This window comes from Candidatus Litorirhabdus singularis, from assembly GCF_026262625.1.
In the GTDB taxonomy this organism is placed as follows: Bacteria; Pseudomonadota; Gammaproteobacteria; order Pseudomonadales; family Halieaceae; genus Litorirhabdus; species Litorirhabdus singularis.
In genome coordinates this window covers 65,448-86,174 of sequence record NZ_SHNN01000004.1, presented here as the reverse complement: position 1 = coordinate 86,174, position 20,727 = coordinate 65,448, and the positions used below count along the sequence as shown (strand labels likewise).

The 20,727-nt window shown below is 54.1% G+C and carries 21 protein-coding genes; 5 read left to right on the top strand and 16 right to left on the bottom strand.

What is annotated here, in order from left to right; translation table 11 throughout:
* Window positions 1–115: 115 nt before the first annotated feature.
* Together EYC98_RS17650 and EYC98_RS17645 are read right to left on the bottom strand one after the other, a co-directional pair.
* Window positions 116–1,492 (bottom strand): PhoH family protein, encoded by a 1,377-nt coding sequence (locus tag EYC98_RS17650; protein WP_279246715.1) that lies wholly within the window; start codon window positions 1,490–1,492, stop codon window positions 116–118.
* Window positions 1,492–3,018: a PhoH family protein gene (locus tag EYC98_RS17645; RefSeq protein WP_279246714.1), complete on the bottom strand. Its 1,527-nt coding sequence runs from the start codon at window positions 3,016–3,018 to the stop codon at window positions 1,492–1,494. Before EYC98_RS17645 ends, EYC98_RS17650 begins: the two co-directional genes overlap by 1 nt.
* A gap of 425 nt (window positions 3,019–3,443) precedes the next feature.
* Here EYC98_RS17645 and EYC98_RS17640 point away from each other — a divergent pair, with 425 nt between their 5' ends.
* Window positions 3,444–5,396 carry a ribonuclease R family protein gene (locus tag EYC98_RS17640; protein ID WP_279246713.1) on the top strand — a complete coding sequence of 651 codons (1,953 nt, stop codon included), beginning with the start codon at window positions 3,444–3,446 and terminating at the stop codon, window positions 5,394–5,396.
* Here the strand turns inward: EYC98_RS17640 and EYC98_RS17635 are convergent.
* The 4 genes from EYC98_RS17635 to EYC98_RS17620 form a co-directional block, all read right to left on the bottom strand.
* Window positions 5,393–5,713, bottom strand: coding sequence for a hypothetical protein (locus EYC98_RS17635; protein WP_279246712.1), 321 nt, complete (start codon window positions 5,711–5,713; stop codon window positions 5,393–5,395). The genes EYC98_RS17640 and EYC98_RS17635 overlap by 4 nt on opposite strands.
* 80 nt (window positions 5,714–5,793) lie before the next feature.
* Complete coding sequence (asnS, locus tag EYC98_RS17630; protein WP_279246711.1) at window positions 5,794–7,197, bottom strand: asparagine--tRNA ligase; 1,404 nt, start codon at window positions 7,195–7,197, stop codon at window positions 5,794–5,796.
* 7 nt (window positions 7,198–7,204) lie between these two features.
* Window positions 7,205–7,744, bottom strand: a complete 540-nt coding sequence (locus EYC98_RS17625) for a lipid-binding SYLF domain-containing protein (RefSeq protein WP_279246710.1) — start codon at window positions 7,742–7,744, stop codon at window positions 7,205–7,207.
* 17 nt (window positions 7,745–7,761) lie between these two features.
* A complete protein-coding gene (locus tag EYC98_RS17620; RefSeq protein WP_279246709.1) occupies window positions 7,762–8,712 on the bottom strand; it encodes an SDR family NAD(P)-dependent oxidoreductase in 951 nt (316 codons plus the stop codon).
* Between the two features lie 104 nt (window positions 8,713–8,816).
* On the opposite strand from EYC98_RS17620, the gene EYC98_RS17615 reads away from it, so the two are divergent.
* A complete protein-coding gene (locus EYC98_RS17615) occupies window positions 8,817–9,197 on the top strand; it encodes a PPOX class F420-dependent oxidoreductase (RefSeq protein WP_279246708.1) in 381 nt (126 codons plus the stop codon).
* Window positions 9,198–9,201: 4 nt separating this feature from the next.
* On the opposite strand, the gene EYC98_RS17610 is transcribed toward EYC98_RS17615, so the two are convergent.
* Window positions 9,202–10,377 carry a tetratricopeptide repeat protein gene (locus EYC98_RS17610; RefSeq protein ID WP_279246707.1) on the bottom strand — a complete coding sequence of 392 codons (1,176 nt, stop codon included), beginning with the start codon at window positions 10,375–10,377 and terminating at the stop codon, window positions 9,202–9,204.
* Window positions 10,378–10,578: 201 nt separating this feature from the next.
* On the opposite strand from EYC98_RS17610, the gene EYC98_RS17605 reads away from it, so the two are divergent.
* Window positions 10,579–10,710 (top strand): hypothetical protein, encoded by a 132-nt coding sequence (locus tag EYC98_RS17605; protein ID WP_279246706.1) that lies wholly within the window; start codon window positions 10,579–10,581, stop codon window positions 10,708–10,710.
* An 89-nt stretch (window positions 10,711–10,799) separates the two neighbouring features.
* On the opposite strand, the gene EYC98_RS17600 is transcribed toward EYC98_RS17605, so the two are convergent.
* Entirely contained in the window at window positions 10,800–11,426 is a 627-nt protein-coding gene (locus tag EYC98_RS17600) for a phosphoadenosine phosphosulfate reductase domain-containing protein (RefSeq protein WP_279246705.1), read from the bottom strand.
* Between the two features lie 200 nt (window positions 11,427–11,626).
* Between EYC98_RS17600 and EYC98_RS17595 the strand changes: the two genes are divergently transcribed.
* On the top strand, window positions 11,627–12,757 hold the full coding sequence (locus EYC98_RS17595) for a nitronate monooxygenase (protein WP_279246704.1): 1,131 nt from the start codon (window positions 11,627–11,629) through the stop codon (window positions 12,755–12,757).
* Window positions 12,758–12,764: 7 nt separating this feature from the next.
* On the opposite strand, the gene EYC98_RS17590 is transcribed toward EYC98_RS17595, so the two are convergent.
* The 4 genes from EYC98_RS17590 to EYC98_RS17575 form a co-directional block, all read right to left on the bottom strand.
* Window positions 12,765–13,292, bottom strand: a complete 528-nt coding sequence (locus tag EYC98_RS17590; protein ID WP_279246703.1) for a chorismate mutase — start codon at window positions 13,290–13,292, stop codon at window positions 12,765–12,767.
* Window positions 13,285–14,721: a sodium:solute symporter family protein gene (locus tag EYC98_RS17585; protein ID WP_279246702.1), complete on the bottom strand. Its 1,437-nt coding sequence runs from the start codon at window positions 14,719–14,721 to the stop codon at window positions 13,285–13,287. The genes EYC98_RS17590 and EYC98_RS17585 overlap by 8 nt, the downstream gene beginning before the upstream one ends.
* A 25-nt stretch (window positions 14,722–14,746) precedes the next feature.
* Window positions 14,747–15,547: a ParA family protein gene (locus EYC98_RS17580; protein WP_279246701.1), complete on the bottom strand. Its 801-nt coding sequence runs from the start codon at window positions 15,545–15,547 to the stop codon at window positions 14,747–14,749.
* Between the two features lie 96 nt (window positions 15,548–15,643).
* A complete protein-coding gene (locus EYC98_RS17575) occupies window positions 15,644–16,810 on the bottom strand; it encodes an iron-containing alcohol dehydrogenase (protein ID WP_279246700.1) in 1,167 nt (388 codons plus the stop codon).
* A 44-nt stretch (window positions 16,811–16,854) separates the two neighbouring features.
* On the opposite strand from EYC98_RS17575, the gene EYC98_RS17570 reads away from it, so the two are divergent.
* Window positions 16,855–17,460: a DUF924 family protein gene (locus tag EYC98_RS17570; RefSeq protein ID WP_279246699.1), complete on the top strand. Its 606-nt coding sequence runs from the start codon at window positions 16,855–16,857 to the stop codon at window positions 17,458–17,460.
* Between the two features lie 16 nt (window positions 17,461–17,476).
* On the opposite strand, the gene EYC98_RS17565 is transcribed toward EYC98_RS17570, so the two are convergent.
* The 4 genes from EYC98_RS17565 to EYC98_RS17550 are packed head-to-tail and all read right to left on the bottom strand — an operon-like array spanning window position 17,477 to window position 20,719.
* Complete coding sequence (locus EYC98_RS17565; RefSeq protein WP_279246698.1) at window positions 17,477–18,040, bottom strand: NUDIX domain-containing protein; 564 nt, start codon at window positions 18,038–18,040, stop codon at window positions 17,477–17,479.
* Between the two features lie 3 nt (window positions 18,041–18,043).
* On the bottom strand, window positions 18,044–18,601 hold the full coding sequence (locus tag EYC98_RS17560; RefSeq protein ID WP_279246697.1) for a PqiC family protein: 558 nt from the start codon (window positions 18,599–18,601) through the stop codon (window positions 18,044–18,046).
* On the bottom strand, window positions 18,598–20,214 hold the full coding sequence (gene pqiB / locus EYC98_RS17555; protein WP_279246696.1) for an intermembrane transport protein PqiB: 1,617 nt from the start codon (window positions 20,212–20,214) through the stop codon (window positions 18,598–18,600). Before pqiB ends, EYC98_RS17560 begins: the two co-directional genes overlap by 4 nt.
* Window positions 20,207–20,719 (bottom strand): paraquat-inducible protein A, encoded by a 513-nt coding sequence (locus EYC98_RS17550; protein WP_279246695.1) that lies wholly within the window; start codon window positions 20,717–20,719, stop codon window positions 20,207–20,209. The genes pqiB and EYC98_RS17550 overlap by 8 nt, the downstream gene beginning before the upstream one ends.
* Between the last annotated feature and the right edge of the window lie 8 nt (window positions 20,720–20,727).

Sequence of the window (20,727 nt, the reverse complement as noted above, 5' to 3'; positions counted from 1 at the left end):
TGACACTTTATGGGTGTCCGGACTCCGCCAGCAGGGTCCGAACATCGCAAAATATTTCAGCCTAGTTGCGAAGCTTCAACGCCGATAAGCTTAATTGAGCCAAGATACAGTTCCGTCAGAAATTCTCTTCAGTAAACTGAGCAAGAGAACTACGCTCCACCTCATCAAAGATTAAGACCGAACCCTTTTCATAGTCCCTATAAACATTGACTGCTGCGCTGGCACCACTCGAAAGAGCCGTTACAAACTTGTCGTCCACTTGGTTTAAGTTTCCACAAACAACCGTACGCGAAGAAGCGCCTTGCCTTGATAACATTCCTTTCATTTGCGCACGAGTCATATTTTGCGCCTCATCAATGATAAGAAACGCATTGTCTAGTGACCGCCCTCTAAAGTAGGCCATACTGGTAAATTCAATATTGGCTCTCTCGATAATATGCTCAACTGTCGCCATCGTGGCATGCTCTGTATCATCGCTGTCATGCATCGAAATCAAGGCATCCGTTATTCCAGCCATTAGCGGTATCGATTTTTCTTTCAAATCACCAGGGAGAAAACCAGGATCATCGTCCATGAAATCTCTCGACCGTACGACCACTATTTTTTTGTACTTTTTGGTTTCTACCACTTCGTGTAGCGCTGCCGCAACCGCTAGAAAAGTCTTTCCGGAACCAGCTGGCCCCAGCAAAATATTTAGATCGTAATCCGGATCAGTTAATTGAGACAATGCTATCGCCTGCCGAGGATTTTTTGGGCTTATGCCCCAGATTTTTTCCTGCTTAGGAGGAAGTAACACACAGTAAACGCCATCTTCGTCGATTTGAGTTATCTTCCCGATATGCCCGACATCATCATACCAGTACATATTTACCTGGGCTTCATCATTGAACAAAGACCGCTCAAAACGATAGACACCGTCTGACACTGAAAACTGAGATTCCCTCTCTAGCAGGTCAAACAGATCACCCTTAAAAACCTCCACGCCTGAATAAAGAAGATCAATATCCGTTATCTGATTATCAACAGGCACATCCTCTGCCGCGACACCAATCGTGCGCGCCTTTAGCCGCATATTGATATCTCGGGTAACTATACAAACATCTTCCCCGAGTTTTTTTTGTAGATGCAGAGCGTAATTAATAATTCTATTGTCAGCATCGCTGCCAATACCATGTTTAAGCGCTTCTGCAAATTCAAGCTGTGTATCGATACCAATGAAGAGCCTGCCTCTTTTAGTGGTTTCGGTAGAGGGCAACAGAATTCCCATCTCCATCTCATCAGCAGAATGCCCGTTAATAATATCCTCAAGCATCTTGATGCACGCACGCGCATCAGCGCTTACAGATTTATCTATCCTCTCTTTTAGACTATCCAGCTCTTCTAAAACTGTCAGGCAAATATAGACATCGTCACTGTATGCAAGCAGCGATTTCGGGTCATGTACGAGTGCACTGGTATCAAGTACGCGTGGATGACTTTTCCCATTTATCATTATGCTGCCTCCATGCACTTTGCTGTATATGGCGACTTATGTTCATTATGAACACCATCATTTTCGGCAGTAAGGGGTAACAAAGCATATTTTGAATTGTATCCAACACTCGACATTGGCATTACTTTGCTCTTATTTCCTGTTACCCCCGCGCTAGCCCTGTAAAACCGGCGAGGTAACACTTTTTCACCATAATTAGGAATTGGGTGCGGAGTGATGTATTTGTTATCGATCTGCGCCAAGTTGCCGAGCACCACGATCTTGGAATCTGCGCCCACCCGGGTAATGACCGACTTAAGCTGGAATTGCGTCAAGCCCTGGCTCTCATCAATAATAATGTAAGCATTGTTGAATGAACGCCCGCGCATAAAGTTCAGCGACTTGAACTGAATATTGGCGCGTTCCTTGACGTACTCAATACTGCCGTTGCTACACTCATCGGTACCGTGCAAAATCTCCAAGTTGTCATCAAAAGCCGCCAGCCAGGGCGCCATTTTCTCTTCTTCGGTACCGGGCAGAAACCCAATATCTTCGGCAATCGGCGGGGTCGATCTGGCGACGATCAGCTTGGTGTACTTTTTTTGTTCTAAAATGGCATGCAGGCCGTAAGCCAGTGCGATTAGCGTTTTTCCGGAACCAGCTGGACCCGTCAACACAGTCATATCGACCGAGTCATCATTAATCAACTCCATGGCCATCGCCTGCTCAAGATTGCGCGGTGACAAGCCCCAAAAATTGCGGTTCATCAAGTTGGTCTTGCTATCGCAGTGCAGATAGACATGCGTGTCATCGAGCCGCTTAACATAGGCGAAAAATTCGTTGTCATCGTAAAGAAACATGTTCGGGTAGGCGTTAGGCAGGTCTTCACGCGAGACTCTATGCAAAGTCAAATTACCCTCGCGCAGCGTGTCAACATCGCGGATACCATCCCAGAAGTTACCTGGCATCGCCTCATACCCACGCGCCAGCAGGTCAATATCGTCCAGCACTCGGTCCCGCCGGTAATCTTCTACATGCTCCAGCCCTGAACCTTTGGCCTTAAGCCGCATGTTAATATCTTTGGTAACCAGGCATACAAAAGCCCCCGGGTTAGCCGACTGTAGCTGGAGAGCAACATTAATTATCCGGTTATCGTTGGCCTTGTCATGAGTATCGTTCAGGTAAGGTATCGCCGTATTGTCATCCAGCAGTTGGTCCTGGTAGATCGACAATCGACCGGGTTCACCGTCCAGAACAGATCCGGTAATCGGCACCCCATCTTGAATCTGCTGCGTGCTGGCAGAACCCACTACCTTGTCAATCATCTGAATGGCAATGCGCGCCTCTCGACTTACCGTCTTATCGCGCCGGTCCTTGATATCGTCAAGCTCCTCCAGCACCGTCATGGGGATCACCAGACGATGCTCCTTAAACGCGAGCACTGACGTCGGGTCATGCAGCAGGACATTCGTATCCAGCACATAAATTTTTTGTGAAACATTGGCCGGTGCTGGCACTTCTACGCGCAAGGCGACGCCTGAGTCCATAGATACATCCTCATGAAAGTGGGTTTTGGAATAAGTGTTTGCGCATAAAAAGGCCGGCGTAAAACCTTTTTGGGCAAAGGGTAATGACGCTTGTAGAGATCAAAATGTAGCAAATGTTGGCGCGATGGGGGCCCGAGCGGGGGAAGCTCAAGAGAAGCGCGTAAGATTAGCGCCTTGGGGTTCGTCTTCAGCAGCGGCATCACCAAGATAATGCCAGTGCCTGTGACGACTGGAAAATCTTCAAATATTTTTCCCGGCCTGATCTGCAAACCACATGATCTGCTGTCATTATCAAACCGTTTTTCATGCAATGTCAACGCCAGGAGAACTTTGTTCTAAAAATCGCGCGGTGCGCGCCTGCCAACCTGACATTCCACCGGATATGGGCTAGCATAGCCGCCTCTAATGATTATTCCGGTTAACCAATGCTCAATAAGGATTCGCTCTCCCAGCTGAAAGGTCTGAAGGATCAGATGGTGGCTGAGAAAGAGCATGCTGACGCGACTGTCAAAGGCACTCACTCGCGGTACGGATTTGCCGTGCTCGCTGATGGGCGTGAAATATTTATTCCGCCCGATGAAATGCTCAAGGCCTTTCCTGACGACCGAGTCAGGGTCTGTATACGCCCCGACAAAGGCGACAAACTGGTCGCTGATATTGAGCGACTGATTGATTGTCCTATCGGTGTGTTCACTGGGCGTTGTGTGCGCAAGGGCAAAGCGCTGTTCGTAGAACCGGACCTGCCCCGGGTGTCTCGCTGGCTGTTTTTGCCGCCCCACGCTCGCAACGGTGTCAAAGAAGGAGACTACGTTACCAGCGCGGTACTGCGTCACCCCATTAAGGACGGCAGACCGCAGGCTAAAGTTCTGCGCGTATTGGGCGCCAGCGACTCGCCGGGCATCGAAAACGCCCTGGTCGAGGCAAAGTACGAACTGCCCCGGGAGTGGAGCAGCGAAGCCAGCGCCGAATTGGAACAACAGCTGGCTAAGGTCAAACCGTTGGAGCAACAGCGGCGTCGTGACCTCACCGATCTCGAGTTTGTCAGCATAGACTCTGCCCGCACGCAGGACATCGATGATGCGCTGTATGCGGAGAGTAATAGCGAGGGCTGGTTCCTGTATGTCGCTATCGCCGACCCCGGCACCTATATTGAGCCCGGCTCATTGCTCGAACAGGAAATTGCCGCACGCGGCACCTCAGTGTACTTTCACGGTGACGCTATTGCGATGATGCCGGAACGGCTGTCCCAGGAAACCTGTGCACTGGCTGAAGACCAGCTGCGTCCAGCGCTAGTCTGTAAAATCAGCGTCACCGATGAGGGCGCCGTCGGCCACTTCGAATTCATTGAAGCCACAGTGCGCTCACGTGCCAAGCTCAGTTACCTGCAAGTTGACCGCTACCTGTCTGGCAACTATGACGAGTTGATGAGCCACGCCACCCCGCTGGAGGCGCTGTATCAGGTGTTCCGTGCGCTACGCAGCCATCGTGAGGCCCGTGAACTAGTGATGGAAGACCGCACCGAATATCGCTGGTATATGAATGAACACAAGAAAATCGACCATATAGAGCAACACGAGAAGCTGCAGTCGCAGCGCCTGGTCGAGGAGTGCATGATTGCCGCTAACCGCAGCTGTGCGCTTTTCCTGGCGGATAACGGTAGGGATGGACCGTTTGTTCGTCACGATGGTTTCCGTACAGACCGGAGTCAAGAGGTTAAAAAGTTTGTCGCAAAATTTTTGCCCGACTTCATCGCCAAGCCACTGGACGAGGTCGCCAACTACCGAGCCATTATGAAATTGCTGGCAGCAAGCCCCGCTGGCCTGCCGCTGCGCTCAATGGTTAACCGCCTGCTGACGCGAGCAGAATTGAGCACCAAGCCCGGGCCCCACATGGGCATGGCGCTTCCCTGCTACAGTAACTGCACTTCGCCTTTGCGCAAGTACGCGGATTTCCTTGCACACCGCCAGATTAAACAAGTCCTGCATGACGAAGCAGAACAGTTGGTAAGCCAGGAACAACTGAAGGTATTGCAGCAACGCGTAACCCGGGCTCGCGCCGCCAGTATGGATGCAGAGAAATGGCTCAAATGCGTATTCATGCAGGATAAAGTGGGCGCCGACTACGAAGCCACTATCAGTCACCTCAATAGCAACGGTTTTACCGTCAGGCTGCTAGAAAATGGTATCGAAGGGGTGGTGGATTTGCGTAACGTGCCGGAGAAATTCAGTTACGACCGCTGGACCGCCAGCCTTACCAGTGGCGATCGCCAATTTCAGCTGGAACGCCCGGTGCGCGTCAAGCTAACTAAGGTAGACGCCAAGACCCGTGAAATTTTGTTCTCGCCGCTACAGGATGAGCCAGCGCCCAGCGATACCTAGGGGCTGATCGAAAGTGCAGCTGTGACAGGACTCTGTGCCGTTGACGCACGATGGCTCAACGCCGACTGCTCATGCACCCGATTCACCAGGGTTATCATGTCACTGACGCATAGCGCCCGCAGGTAGAAACCCACATCGCGTCCCGATTGCAGCAGCAGACTGCTCTCGACCGCGCGCAGTGCACCGAGAATATGCAGCTCAGTTTGGCTGAGCTCAGCATCAGCGCCAAATATCAATTTGGTGAACAGGTCTACGATGGCCAGCTCCGTGACCACAACACTGTCAGCGAGAGAATTCATACTTTCAGTATGGCTCACAGATTGACTATTTTTTGACCGATTTTGGGTAATTTTTCACAATCGCGTCACGTAAACACCAGCACAGTACTCATTCTTTACTAAAACTGCGCCGAACCCGGTGTTCTGGGGAACGGAATAGCATCGCGAATGTTTTCCATTCCGGTCACATAGTTCAGCAATCTCTCAAAGCCAAGACCAAAGCCAGCGTGTGGCACAGTTCCATACCGGCGCAAATCACGATACCACCCCAATTCACCGCTCAACCCTTGCTCAGCCATTCTCGCATCAAGCACATCCAGACGCTCCTCGCGTTGGCTGCCGCCGATAATTTCGCCGATACCGGGTGCCAGGACATCCATCGCCGCTACCGTTTTCCCGTCATCATTCAGCCGCATGTAGAAGGCCTTGATGTCCTTGGGATAATTCATCACCACCGTGGGTCTGCCTATATGTGTCTCCGCCAAATAGCGCTCATGCTCAGACTGCAAATCCGCGCCCCACTGCACCGGAAACTCAAACTTGTGATCACAATCTTGCAAAATGCGTATGGCCTCGGTGTACTCAATGCGCTCAAAACTTGAATCTATAACAGTGCGTAAGCGATCGATGACCTGGTCATCGATGCGCTGCTGGAAAAACGCCATGTCATCCTCGCGCTCTTCCAGCACGCGGGTAAACACATACTTCAACAGATCCTCGGCCAGATCCGCATCTGCAGCCAGATCAGCAAAAGCGATCTCCGGCTCGACCATCCAAAACTCTGCCAAATGGCGACTGGTGTTGGAATTTTCAGCGCGAAAGGTAGGCCCAAAGGTATACACTTTGCTCATCGCCAGGCAGTAAGCTTCGACGTTCAGCTGGCCTGAGACGGTGAGAAATGCTTCCGCCCCAAAAAAATCATTACCAAAATCCACACTGCCATCGGCTGCTGTGGGGATATTTTGCAAGTCCAGGGTGCTGACGCGAAACAGCTCACCTGCCCCCTCGCAATCGCTGGCTGTGATAATGGGGGTGTTAATCCACTGGAAGCCCTCTCCATGGAAGTAGTTGTGTACCGCGTTAGCCAGCGTACTGCGCACCCGCGTAATGGCCCCAAAACTATTGGTGCGCGGTCGCAAATGGGCTACCCCACGCAAAAACTCGAAGCTGTGTCGCTTTTTAGCGATGGGATAGGCTTCAGGATTATCGACCCAACCCAACACGGACACGCTAGCCGCGTGTATCTCAATATTTTGGCCCTTACCTTCCGACGCCACCACCAGACCAGACACAACAACGGCACAGCCAGTGGTAATGGCTAACACCTCGTCGGCGTAGTTCTCCAGCTCCTGCGGCACTACCGCCTGCACCGAATCCAGGCTACTGCCGTCATTGATGGCCAGGAACGAGATACCGGCTTTGGAATCCCGCTTACTGCGTATCCAACCCTTCACGGTCACCTCATCACCGATAGGCACAAGGCCCTTCAGAACATCCGCAACATCCACCCGATCAACCCCCATCACCGCGCTAACGACGACTTATACCGACGAATTTATAGCCGTGCAGCGTTTCATCAGCCATCATGCCAAGGTCTGAAAAAGAAAAGCCGATCAAAGGAGCCTGCTTCACATCAGGTTTCACCTTGCCGCTGCCGTCGAGGCTAGCCATCGCCACTCTGCCGTTAGCGCCCGGCTTGTAACCTTTGCTCGCCAAAAAGCTGGACAAGCTCTCCCGAGTCATGAACAGCAGCATTTGGGCCTTAAATGTGGCGCCCTCGGCAAAGATCATTGTCTCCCGCGCGGTAGAGTAATAACGCACAGGCTCCCCGTCGATAAACAGAACCCCTTCTCCGTACTCACCACCTGGACCAAAACTCATCTTGATCATATTGGGAAAAATAAGCACACCAGCGGCCTCCCGCACCAGCTTCGCGCCAGAGGGGCTTTCTTTCTCAAATACCATCAGCGCCTCCTCGGCCTTGGCATCAATGACCTCTTTAGCGGCCGCCTGCGTGAATGCGCTTAACAAGCACAGACTCGCCAGTAACAAAACTCTGGAAATTTGCATCTTCATACTCCTAAAACCTATATCTCAAATGTCTGCTTGACCAATCGCTCGGACAGCTGCCAGAGTCCTTCGGCAGCCTCGGCATCCAGCGCGTAGTCAGTGTAACCACCGGCGGGGTTACTATCGTTCACCGGCTCTGCGACATGACAGTCCTCAAGGTAAAGTCCGCCACGACCTTCCAGCTCTGCACTGGTTGCGGCCCAGACGCTGGTGGCAGCTCCTGCTGGAATACTCTTGAAGCTAGTGTCCAGACCTGCCGAACGCGCCTGCAGTGCCTCGATATCTGCGGGCTGCAAGTGACGCCCCAATTCAGTCATGATCATGCCCGGATGCACCGCATTAACCGTCACGCCGCGCCCGCTGAGACGCGCATTCAGCGCCACGGAAAACTGCACGTTGGCGGTCTTGGACTGCCCATACGCCAGCCACTTTTCATACTCTCGCTGTTCAAAATTAGGATCATCAAGATTCACTGAGCCCATCTTGTGGCCCGCCGAACTGAGATTGACCACTCTGGCTGGCGCTGCCGCCAGCAGACTCGGTACCAGCGAACAAGTGAACACAAAGTGCCCGAGGTGGTTAGTACCAAACTGCAGTTCAAAGCCATCGCTGGTATGCGCCAGCGGACAGGCCATGACACCGGCATTGTTGATCAACAGGTCAATGCGCGGGCAGCGCTCCAGCAATTCAGCCGCGGCCGCGCGCACACTGGACAAGTCAGCCAGGTCCACGATCAGCGTTTCCAGCTTGGCATTGGCATCAGCCGCCATAATTTGGTCTACCGCTACCTGCAGTTTAGCCTGGTCCCGGGCCGCCATAATGACCCGCGCTCCAGCTCCAGCCAGAACCCGTGCTGTTTCAACCCCAAGCCCGGCCGAACCGCCGGTGACCACAGCCGTCTTACCGCTGAGATCGACACCACTGATGACATCATCGGTGGTGGTTTCCTCACCCAATTGAACCGCCATGCCTGACTCCTACCTGAAAATTAATCCACCATTCTTTCAGAAATACCCGACAGTTTGAATACCAAGCAGTTTACAATAGCGGCTCTGGTTAAATGGGGTGAACTATGGGCAGGGATACTCTCCAACGGGCGGCTTACCTGAGTTTTGCCACCTTTAGAAAATCTGGGGCGAAAGTTGCCACTCCTGTGTGGTTTGCACAGGAAGGCGACGCACTCTACATTTTTTCTGCAGCGGAGGCCGGCAAGGTCAAACGTTTGCGCAATTCAGATAAATCCGAAGTAGCAGCCTGCACGGTATCTGGCAAAGTCACCGGTCCTTGGCTGGAAACTCGGGCCGAGGTACTGACCTCTTCTGCGGATATAGACAATGCACTCAGTGCGCTGCAGCAAAAGTATGGCTGGCAGATGAAGATGACTAATTTTTTGTCACGCCTGTCTGGCAAATATAACCAGCGCGCTTACATCCGCGCGACGCTCAGCAATTAACTAACTAGAGAGCCGCCAATGTAGCGTCTGTCAGTTGTGACAGAAAGGCTTCATATTCGCGTCGCTGCTGCATCAATACCGCGTGCTCAATGGCTTTTTCTGCATACTCAATGCTGAGCTGGGGCTGCTGCAACTCCAGGTAGAGACGGGCAATACTGAAATAGAACTCAGGGTCTGAGTCCTTACGCGCAATCGCCTCCTGATAGTGCACCAAGGCTTCATCAAGCTCACCGTTGAGCGCTGCGGCTTCGCCGAGCGACACGTAATAATAGGGGTTGCGTTGCTGGTGGTCAGCAACGGCCTGCTCCCAATAATCTGCTTGCCGTGTATCTCCGGCGCGACTGTGCAGCACCAACAGGTTATTCATCGCCGAGCCCGCGTCGGGGTTTAGCGCCAGCGCCTGATGATAGCTCTGCGCTGAAGCAGAGATTTGTCCAGACCGACTGTAGACTACGCCCAGGTTTATCCACAGAAACTCCGACTGCGGACTCAGCGACAACGCCTGTAAAGCATGCCCATAGGCAGGCTCCAGGTCATCACTACGCAGGTAATTCATCGCCAGATTGTTGTGATATAACGCAAACGCTTCGCGATCTTTCAAGGCACGACTGGCTGAAACAGCATCGCGCGGGGGCGGATCCAAGTCGACACTGTAGCGCGAACTGTCACGGAGCGTGACCAGTACATTAACATGCTGTTGCACCGCTACCCGGGTACCAAAGCGAGAAAAATCCGGGCGCAGGGTCAACAGTTGATAATCCGCATCCAAGCCTGCATATCTCGCCATGCCGACCAGCAGATTGGCATAAGCCAGGCAGTTCGCTTTACCGTTCACGAAGGCCTGCTGAGCGCTGCCGTCTGCGTCCACATCGTAGTCAAGCCCATGCAAAGCCCCACTACGCAAACTGGAATGCAGTAGTTCCAGCCTGGTGCGCGGGTTACGAGCACTGCGTACATAACGATCGACCCAATCACGCATGTCGTCGTTAAGTTCAATCAATGCCGGCAGCTCAATGTTTGCGAGCGCCTGCTCAGGGGTTACTTTACGGTCAGCGGAGACTTGCAGCGCATCCAGTGAGTTGACCGCAGGCACTGGCGTGAAGGTGGCCGCACAGCCGGCAAGCAGCACCAGGGTACTGAGCAGTAGCCGGGTCCGAAACCTCCCGTACTGAATAGCCATGAACCGTCTCCACATAGCCGGGTATCGCACGGCTATCGCTCTGATTCTAATCGTTGTAACAGGCTTTCGCCATACGCATCAATTAAGCCGCTACCGGTGCTACGCTTGATATAAATCAAGGTGTCATTTCTCCGGGTCAACTAGTCTCTAGTCATTGCTTTTTCAAACCCACAGATCACCAAGCCAGCAGGAGACAAAACGATGACACAACATATCTTGGAAGCTGATACTCAACACGATATCGAGACCATGAAGAACCTGCGCAACTTTGTGCTCTGTTTCGTTGGCTTTGCGGTGGTATTGGCGGTGGGCGTTGCTGCGCTAGCACCCTAAACAGTTTCATGAGCCGCAGGGCTTTTGCCGGCCCCGTCTATGACGCGGCCGGCTTTTTATGGCTGGAAGGAGACTAAACGCCGATCCTCTCAAGCAGCAGTATGCAATCCACATTCACGGCCATCGTGCACCTTGGTGGGGTCAAAGTAATGCCGGCAGGTGGGCAGCTGATGTTGCTCCATGTAATCGTCAAGGTCCTGCTCGGTCCAATTAAAAATAGGCGCGACTTTCACAATACCGCGGGCATCACGTGAAACGATATCCAGGCCTTGCCGGTGCTCGGTTTCCTCGCGGCGAATACCAGTCAACCAGAGCTCCGGCTGTAGGTCTGCAATCGCCTTCGCAAACGGTTCCAGTTTAACCTGGCGGGTGAACTCCTGGTGCAACTCTTCATCTTCGATGGTGGGCACACCACCCATGATGGCGTTACGTCGCTCTGAGGTCATCTCCGGGCCATAGATATGCATATTAAGCTGCAGATCGTTGATCAAACGCTCGGCAACAATATAGGTATCGCGCAGGTTATACCCAGTGTCTACCCATACTGTGGGCACACGCGTATCGACACGGCTAACCAGATGTAACATTACCGCGGCATTGCGACCAAAACTGGTGGTAGCCATGGTCGGCAAATCCTGCTCCAGAGCCCAGCGCACAATGGTGTCCGCGCTAGCATCGCGCAGTTGCAAGTTCACACTGTCGAGATCAATCGTCATAGGTCGGTGCTAATTTGCCAAATCCTCAAGGTCAGCAAGGTTATAGAATCCGGCGGGGGAAGACAAATAACCAACAATCATAACCTTATGACCCTCTGTGTTGATCAATTTCGCCAGTCATAAATGGCATTGACCGACAATTGCCGAGAGTACGCCGCTCGCGAATACTAAGCAGTCCTCAATAGCCAGTCTGGTAACTAATGATGAAAAACCAATTGTGTGAGCAACTCGGTATCGACTACCCGATTTTCGCCTTCACTCACTGCCGCGATGTAGTCGTAGCGGTCAGTAAGGCCGGCGGCATCGGCGTACTCGGAGCTGTGGGTTTCAGCCCAGAGCAGCTGAAGGAAGAACTCGACTGGATCGACGCGCATATTGGGGACAAGCCCTACGGCGTGGATATTGTCATCCCAGAGAAGTATGAAGGCATGGGTGATATGACGGCTGAAGAGATGGAGGAACAGCTCTGGAAAATGGTGCCGCAGGGGCATATGGACTTCGCCCAGAAACTGCTATCCGACGCCGGCGTTCCGGAATGGCCTGATGGCACCAATAGCATGGGACTGATGGGCTGGACCGATGCCACCGCAACCCCGTTACTGGAAGAAGCACTGACACGGCCCGGATGCCGGATGATCGCCAACGCCCTAGGCACACCCCCCGCGGACAAGATCAAGATGGTGCAAGACAGCGGCCGCCTGATAGGTGCGCTGTGTGGCAAGGTTAAGCAGGCGCTGGCACACAAAGCGGCCGGCTTAGATTTCGTCGTCGCTCAGGGCGGTGAAGGTGGCGGCCATACCGGCGAGATCGGCTCGGTAGTACTGTGGCCGCAGATAGTAGATGCGCTGGGAGATACTCCGATGCTGGCAGCTGGCGGTATTGGTAATGGCCGCCAAATTGCTTCGGCTCTGGCCATGGGCGCCGCGGGTGTCTGGACCGGCTCACTGTGGCTAACGGTAGAAGAAGCACATATTGAAGAAGCGCAACGTGATTCGCTGCTAAACGCGACCAGCGAAGACACCATACGCTCGCGGTCCTGGACCGGTAAAACCTGCCGCATGCTGAAGAATGAATGGACCGAAGCCTGGGAGCGTCCTGACACACCCGATCCTTTGGGTATGCCGCTACAAGGTATGGTCACCTCCGATGGCATGCGTCGCACCGCTACCTATGCCAATGTCGGCGAATGCCAGAAAGTTGCCTTCAACCCTTGCGGGCAAGTGATCGGCCAGATTGGCGAGCAGGAAAACGTCCGTACTGTGATGTTTAATCTGCTCAGCGAGTATGTGGATGCCGTGGAGCGACTCAACAATCTGATGCCAGAAACGTAGCGCTGCGTCAGGGCGCGGCCAATAGCACCTGCAGACTCATAAACAGCAGCTGCGCTTCATCGCGCGGCAGTTGCCGGGGCTCAAGATAAGTATTAAATAACGCAAACTCCGCTGGCAACAGCAACACCCCCTGATGTCGCAGGCACGCCAGTGTCTGCAGCTGTAACCGGCCCAGTGCCGACAGCTGCGGACGAATATCTGCCAACAGCTCCCGACCATCGATAGTATCCTCTAGTCGCTCCGGCTCACGTCGCTGTATCGCCTTGGCGACTTTCATCTGCGCCATCATCAGATCCACCACCGCCGTTTCCGGCAGGCCCGCCGCCGCAGCCTTGTCGCGACTTTGCTCCAACACCACCGCCTCACGTGTCAGATCTTCTACAGGCATACCCAACGCGTATTTAGCGTTCGCAACGGCGGGCATGTAGGCCAATCGTTGGCTCACCAGATCAAATACATCCTCGCTGCTACAGGCTATCGCTACCGGTATCTGGCACAGCCCAAGCAACAACAGTAATGTCCAACGCTCAATCACGCGACCACCGCTGCCATAGTACCAGTACCAGCAAATTCGCCAGCAGGCCCCAGACACCGCTATGAATACCCCAGGGTTCAGTACCCCACAGTTTAAATCCCACCGCGCAACACAGCCCAATCACCAGCCCTGCCAACACCGCACTACCGCGCAGCTGGCGCCAGCGCACGCCGAGAATAATGGCCGGAGCCACCTGTATCAACAGCTCGAACTTGAACACCATCAGCGCCCAGATAGTCTGTGGTAGCACTATTGCCAGTAGCGCCAGCAACAGAGTCAGGCACCAGGAGGTTAGCCGCGAACGACGCAGCGAGTGCACGCCGTCTTCATCACGCTGCAGCACATCTTGAGTGAGGATGGATCCCAAGGTTAATAGCGCCGAGTCAATGGTCGACATAATAGCCGCCAAAGCCGCCGCCAAACACAGAATCAATAGCCAGCTCATAGCGGGCCAGCTGCCGATTACCTTCTGGATGGCGAGAATAATAACTCGCTCAGAATCCTGCTCCGGTAGTGCCGGCAGCCACTCTGCCACGCTCATCCCTACCAGGATCATCGGCAAGGTGGTCAGCAGTGGCATAAAAAACATCAATCGGTATGAGCGCTTCAAAACACTCGCATCACGCGCAGCATAAATGCGTTGTAGGGCCTGCGGGTAAACCGCAGCACCCACCGCTATCAACACCACCAGACTCAGAAAGTGAATCGGCTGCAGGTCATTCCGGGCATAGCGCTGTAACTCCGCCATGGCACCCGGCCAATGGGTTACGCTCTGAGCACCACTGGTGGCATGTACGCTATAAAAAATAATCAGGCAGCCCAGCAACAGCAGGAGTCCCTGTAGGACATCCGTCCAAACTACGCCGCGCATGCCACCCAGACTTTCGTAAACCCCCATGATTAGCGCCAGCACCAGCACCGCTGTGGCAAAGCCGATCATGCCGCCGCTAACGCTCTCCAGCAATAGTCCGATGGCCTTGAAGTTGCCCAGCGCAAAAGTACACAGCGTGACTATCAGCACCAGGTTCAGCAGCAGGGCCAGCCGTGGATTATGAAAGCGCCACTGCACAAAATCAGCGACTGTGATAAACCCGTGCTGTTGCGCCAAGCGGTTCAAACGAGTGGCAAACGTGGCGTAAACCAGAACCACACCCATCACTGCAAGCATAATAGCCAGGCCATCAAAACCGGTACGATAGGCTTTGCCCGGCGCTGCCAAAAGCGTATTGCCGCTGTACTGGGTAGCATAAAGTGTAAAGAAAAGACTCACCAGACCGAGTGAACTACCCGCCAGATAGAAGTCTCGTGCCCCGGCGGCGCCGCGCGCGCGGTTTGCCAGCCAACCTATAAGCAGCAGGCTGGCCAGATAGCCAAACACCAGAGCCAACCCAACGCCATCGAGTACCACGTCATCGCTCATAGTCTGCATGGCCGCTAGTGGCGCCGAGGCTGCGTTAGCGCTTCAGGCGTTTTACGTTAGCTTCAAGCTCTTCGTGCAGTGCCAGAAACTGTGCGGTCAATTTGTGACTGGGAGCAAGGTCAATCAGAGGACGATGATCGCGATGGGACTCACGCATTTTTACCGATGCCGACAGGTAGGTGTCAAAGATTGGCAGACCCTCCTCCTGGAGTTCGGCAACCAGTTCACCCGGCAAGCGTGCCTGACTGTTGAATTGATTGATGACAATGCCCTCTACCGCCAGATCCGGGTTGTGATCTTCTTGCAGCTCCACAATATTGTCCATCAAACTATACAGCGACTGACGCGCAAAACTGTCACAGTCGAACGGAATCACCAGTGACTGCGCCGCTATCAGCGCCGACTTGCTGTAAAAATTGAAGTTTGGTGGCGTATCGATATAGATGCGATCGTATTCCTCATCCAGTTTGTCCAGCGCATCGCGCAGCTTGTATATCTTATAGCGAGACTCCAGTTCCTTTTCCATAGCGGTCAGAATCGGGCTAGATGGCATCAGGTATAGGTTTTCATAGGGTGTTTCCCAGACAAAAGCATCCGGGTTAGCTGCCATGCGGCGCGAACCCACAGTCTGTTTAAACAGTGCCGCGACCCCCTGAGCTTCAGCCGGGTAGGCCTCGGCGTCAATTTCACCGACCAGGTAATGGGTGGTATTCCCCTGCACGTCCAGATCGATAACCAGCGTGCGCAGACCCATGGCCGCGCTAATGGCAGCCAGATTACAGGTGATACTGGTTTTACCCACACCACCTTTCTGATTAAATACGACTCGTCTCATGGCTGGCATACCGGCTCTGGAAATGGGACCGAGATTCTACTCAAACAGCGCTTACAATGTAAGCCACCGGCAGGTTTTAGCGCGCGTTTTTCAGCCTCAGGCGGCGTCCCATACCCGCTGATACAGTTGTGCAATTTCTTCGACGTCGGGAATCCTGGGGTTATTGGACGGAGACCCTGAATCCAGCGCCTGCTGTGCCATAAGCGGCATCAGCTGATCCCAGCTTTGCTGCGCCACACCCCACTCGGCAGGGCCTGGGACCTGCAGGTCAGCATTTAGCTGGCGTAGTCCGGCAATCAGTTTGTCGGTAGCCAGCTGATCATTGTCCGCGGTGCGGGCAAGACCCATGATACGCGCGCAATCGGCATAGCGCCGCTCAGCACCAGACACTGACCAAGCGGTAACTTCTGGTAGCAGCATGGCATTGCTGAGCCCATGGGGAACATGAAAATGAGCGCCAATGGGGCGGCTCATGCCATGAATCAGTGTCACTGAAGCATTGGAAAAAGCCATGCCACCCTGTGTCGCCGCCAGCATCATCGCCTCGCGTGCGACCCGATTGTCTGGCTCCGCGCAGGCAGTGCGGATATGCGTATGAATGGCTGCCATAGCGGTCAAAGCAATACCGTCGGTAAAGGCGTTGGCCTTGCGGCTCACATAAGCTTCCATGGCGTGGCAGAGGCTGTCTATGCCGGTGTCTGCGCTAAGACGATAGGGCATTGTCAGTGTCAGCTCATAGTCCACCAGAGCGGCCACTGGCACCAGACCCAGCCCCATACACAGCATCTTCTCCTGAGTTTCGGTATCAGTAATGACCGCCGCCCGCGTCACCTCTGAGCCGGTTCCGGCGGTGGTTGGCACGGCGATGACGGGCAGCCCGGTGTCGATTGCGCAGGGTACTTTGTAGTCTCGCATGGGTCCGTCACGCTGCACCATGACCGCTGCGGCTTTGGCGGTGTCAATGGAACTGCCGCCGCCAAGTGCCACTACACAGTCATGGCCACCCGCCTGTAATTTATGAGTCGCAGCAGCCACCGAGTCTGTGGTGGGGTCGGGTACCGAATCAGCGAACACCGCGCAGGGCAGGCCCGCTTCCTTAAGCTGCTGTTCCAATGCTCCGGCATAACCCTGCTGCACCATAAAGGGGTCGGTCACCAGTAGCGGATTCGAGACACCCAACTGCGCCATGGTGGCCACTAATTCAGTGCTGGCGCCGGCGCCCACACGCAATATTCTGGGTAAATTTATGGCTACTGCGCTCATCACTCATGCTACCGTTACAAAAAAGGGACAGTAACCTTATCACAATGATTAACAGCGAAAGTATCAACGAGATTCTCGAATACTGGTTCGGCCAACTCGACCCAATGGGGATGGCTGTCGCACCACAGCAGCAGCTCTGGTTTAAATCCAGCAGCACTACTGACGACTATATCCGGGATCATTTTCTGAACCTGATAGAAGCTGCGCTGAAGGACGAGCTAACCGTCTGGCGGGACACTCTGCCAGGCAGTGTGGCGCTAGTGTTGCTACTCGACCAGTTTACCCGCAACGTGTTTCGAGCAACGCCCAAATCATTTTCTGGAGACCTGCTGGCCCTGAAAATTTGCCGTCGTCTGGTCAGCAGCGGGCAACACCTGAAACTACCCCTGAGCCACCGGGTGTTTATCTACATTCCCTACGAACACTCAGAAAGCCTGAGCGTGCAGGATGAAGGGGTCGCCCTGTTCGACCAGCTACTCACCCAATGCCCACAGGCGGCTCACCAAGCAGTAGCTGGGTTCAGACAATATGCGGTAGCCCACCGCGACGTGATCTTCAAATTTGGCCGCTTCCCCCATCGCAACGCGATCTTACAGCGCCAATCTACGGCAGAGGAACTGGAGCACCTGCAGCAACACGGCGGCTTCTGATAACGTCAGTGCGAGCTTAACGTGTCTGTATCGGGGTCAATCGGTAAATTTCTTCGGTCATCTCACCCTGATACTGCAGAAACACGCCGCGCTCAAGGTCATCGTAGGCCTCACGAATGGAGTCATTAACCTCGGGATAGGCAACCTCGTCCCAGGGACACTGGTCGCGAGAGAAGAACTCAACCGCCAGGGCTTCGTCACCCGCTAGGCAAACTTCTTCGTCGACGGCGGCGCGAAACGCGACATAAACCTGATTAATAAAGGTAATCGTGCCGGTCATATAGAAATCCAACTGCTCCGGATCGAGCCGAACACCCGCCTCTTCCCAAAGCTCCCGAGCAGCACCCTCAGCCATTGTTTCACCGGCCTCCATAAAACCACCGGGAATTGCCCAGAAGCCGCTGCGCGGTTCTAGCTTACGCTGAATCCAGAGCAGCTTTTGACCACAGGATATAAAGCACGTGAGCATTACCGAAGGATGGTCCCAACGCTCCTGTTGGCAGCGCTCACAGTAACCATGGCCCGCAGCGTGCGTTGCCATGCGCAGGGTCTGACCACATTCAGAACAGTACTTGAGCATGGGCTAGCCCTCGAGCGCGGCAGCAATGGCCTCGGCGAGTTGAATCAACAGGCTTTTCTCCGCCGCCACCAGCGCCGCGTAGCCATCGTCAGCCAGGGCCTGCTGGCGCGTAAAACGATAGGACTGGATCGCCCCGTCGACAGCGGCATATTCCCAGTACGCCACCAGCACAGCAGCACCATCGTTGCTGCCGTGCAGTTGATCGATTCGGATCGAAATCTGCGGCAACTCCTGCTGCACCAATGCGCCGACCGCAACCGGCGCCTGCAGCGCCGTTCCGACTTCATTAGCCATGAAGCGCAGCAGACTTGTGCGCAGCGGCTCCGCCCACAGATGTTGGCGGGCGCGGTGCAAGGTGCCACTGTCGGTTTCCAACACTAAGCCAGGCTGATCCAGATAATCGGCTACGGTGACTGCGGCCAGGCCAACCTGTGGTGGCGCCAGCGCCGTTGCCTGTGGCGCTTGCGCTGCCGCTGAGCGCAGTAGATATATTTCGGGCGCTGTTACCGGCTGGCTGCTGCAGCCGGCTATTAACAGACTAAGCAGTAAAATGATTCTCACGGTCTGGCCTCCGGTATCGGGTCCGCGGGTATTTCTACCGGCATAATCAGGGCATTGGGTTTTTCTGAAATCGTGCGACTTACGTCACTGACATTTTTCAGCGTCACGTTGAGATCACGTAAGCTGGCGTTCAGTGATTGATAGACTGGCGAATCTGGCGTGAGCCCCCCCGCCACCTTCTCAAGCTGCTGCAAAACCTGCAGCAACTGACCTGTCAGTGCCTGTGTATCGGCGTCATCCAGAATCCCACGCAGCGCAGAAAGATTACCCTGCAATTCAGCAACCGCTTCATTCAGACCACTGAAAGTCGCGTCCAGCGGCAGATCGTTCAATTTTTCCAGAAACTGGGTGACTTGTTGCATGATCCGGCCAAAATCACCGCTGATCGTCGGAATAGTCGGGTATTCTCCATAGCTGCCCAAGGATTGAGTCTCGTCATCAGGGAAGAAATCCAGACCTACATACATCGCACCGGTTAACAGGTTGCCCGAGGCGAGACTGGCGCGCATGCCATTGTTCACGCTGACTGCGATCGATTCGCGCAGTTTCTCTGCAAGCTCCTGACTATCCCCGATTTCCAGTCGACCGGGTTCCAGGTAAATAAGCACAGGAATCGGACCACCGGTACCTTCCAGTGACTTCTCTCCCAGCATTTCAGACAGCATTATCCTGACCACGTAGCCCAGGTTAATTCCGCGGTACTCGACCGGGGCACCTGGCTTCAAGCCGCGGATTGACTGGCTGAACTGCACCACATAATAGATACCGTAACGGTAGGGGTCTTGCATAATTTCGGCATAATTTTTGTGTAAAATGAACGACGTTCCGGATTCCACCGGTGTTCCTTTAGCCATCCCTCTGGGCGTACCAAAAGTAATACCTCCCAGCAAAATGGTCTGCAAAGACCCCATGGATAACTCGAAGCCGCCCGCATCCATCTTCAGTGAAATCCCGCTGATATCCCAGAATCGGATAGAACTGTCGATCAGGCCATCATAGGGCGCATCGATAAAAATTTGATAGTTAACTCGCCGGCTAACCGGATCGAAGCTACTGCTCTCGACACGACCGACCTTAAAACCGCGGTAAACCACGGCATCTCCCGGCGCCAAGGAATGTGCATGCTCACTGCTCAGTTGCAGCCGAATACCGGCGGCGTCCGGCGCGGTCCAAGGGGGGCTATCCAACGCTTCATAGTCACGTTTTTTGGACGCGACCTGAGCCGGGGACATTTCTATATAGGCGCCCGACAAAAGCGTTTCGAGGCCGGTAATACTGCCGGCACCCACCCGCGCAGTCACCACCCAGAAACGCGCGTCGTCGCCCAGCAATTGCTCTGCTTCCGGCTGTAGCTGAATAGTGGCAACAATCCCGCCCTGACGATGACCGAGACGGATACTTTGCACCACCCCAATTTCCACGTCGCGATACTTAACTTTGGTTTTCTGTGCCATCAGTCCAGCTGCATTGGCAAAGCGCACCTCCACCACCGGGCCACGCGTACTAAGCGTGTAAAAGACAACCCAGGCCCCCAGTGCCAGCGCAATCAGCGGTAAAACCCACACCGCCGACACTTTCGGACCGGTCGCGAGCGCCGGCTTAGCTTCATCCATTATTCTGTTCCTCTTTATCCCAAAGTAAACGGGGGTCAAAACTGTGTGCTGCCAACATCGTCACTATGACTACACCGGCAAAAGAAACGGCCGCGATACCCGGCCTGATGACCAGTAAGCCACCCAGATGCACCAAGGCAACCAGAATCGCCACCACGAACACGTCCACCATCGACCATTTGCCAATCAGTTCAGTGAGAGTGTAGAGCAAGGTGCGCTGGCGGTTACCTGAGGCTGGCTGACGATGCACTGACCAGGCTAAATAGTACAGGGCGAAAAATTTGGACAGCGGCACCATCACGCTAGCGACAAAAATGACCAGCGCTATCGGCCACGAGCCCAGGTTTATCAATAGCACGACACCCCCAATGATGGTGCTCTCGATAGAGGTACCGAATTGGTCCGTAATCATGATGGGGTAAATATTCGCCGGGATATAAAGCACACTGGCAGTCACCAACAAGGCCAGCGTGCGCTGCAGGCTATCGACTTTGCGCTGATGCATATGCGCGC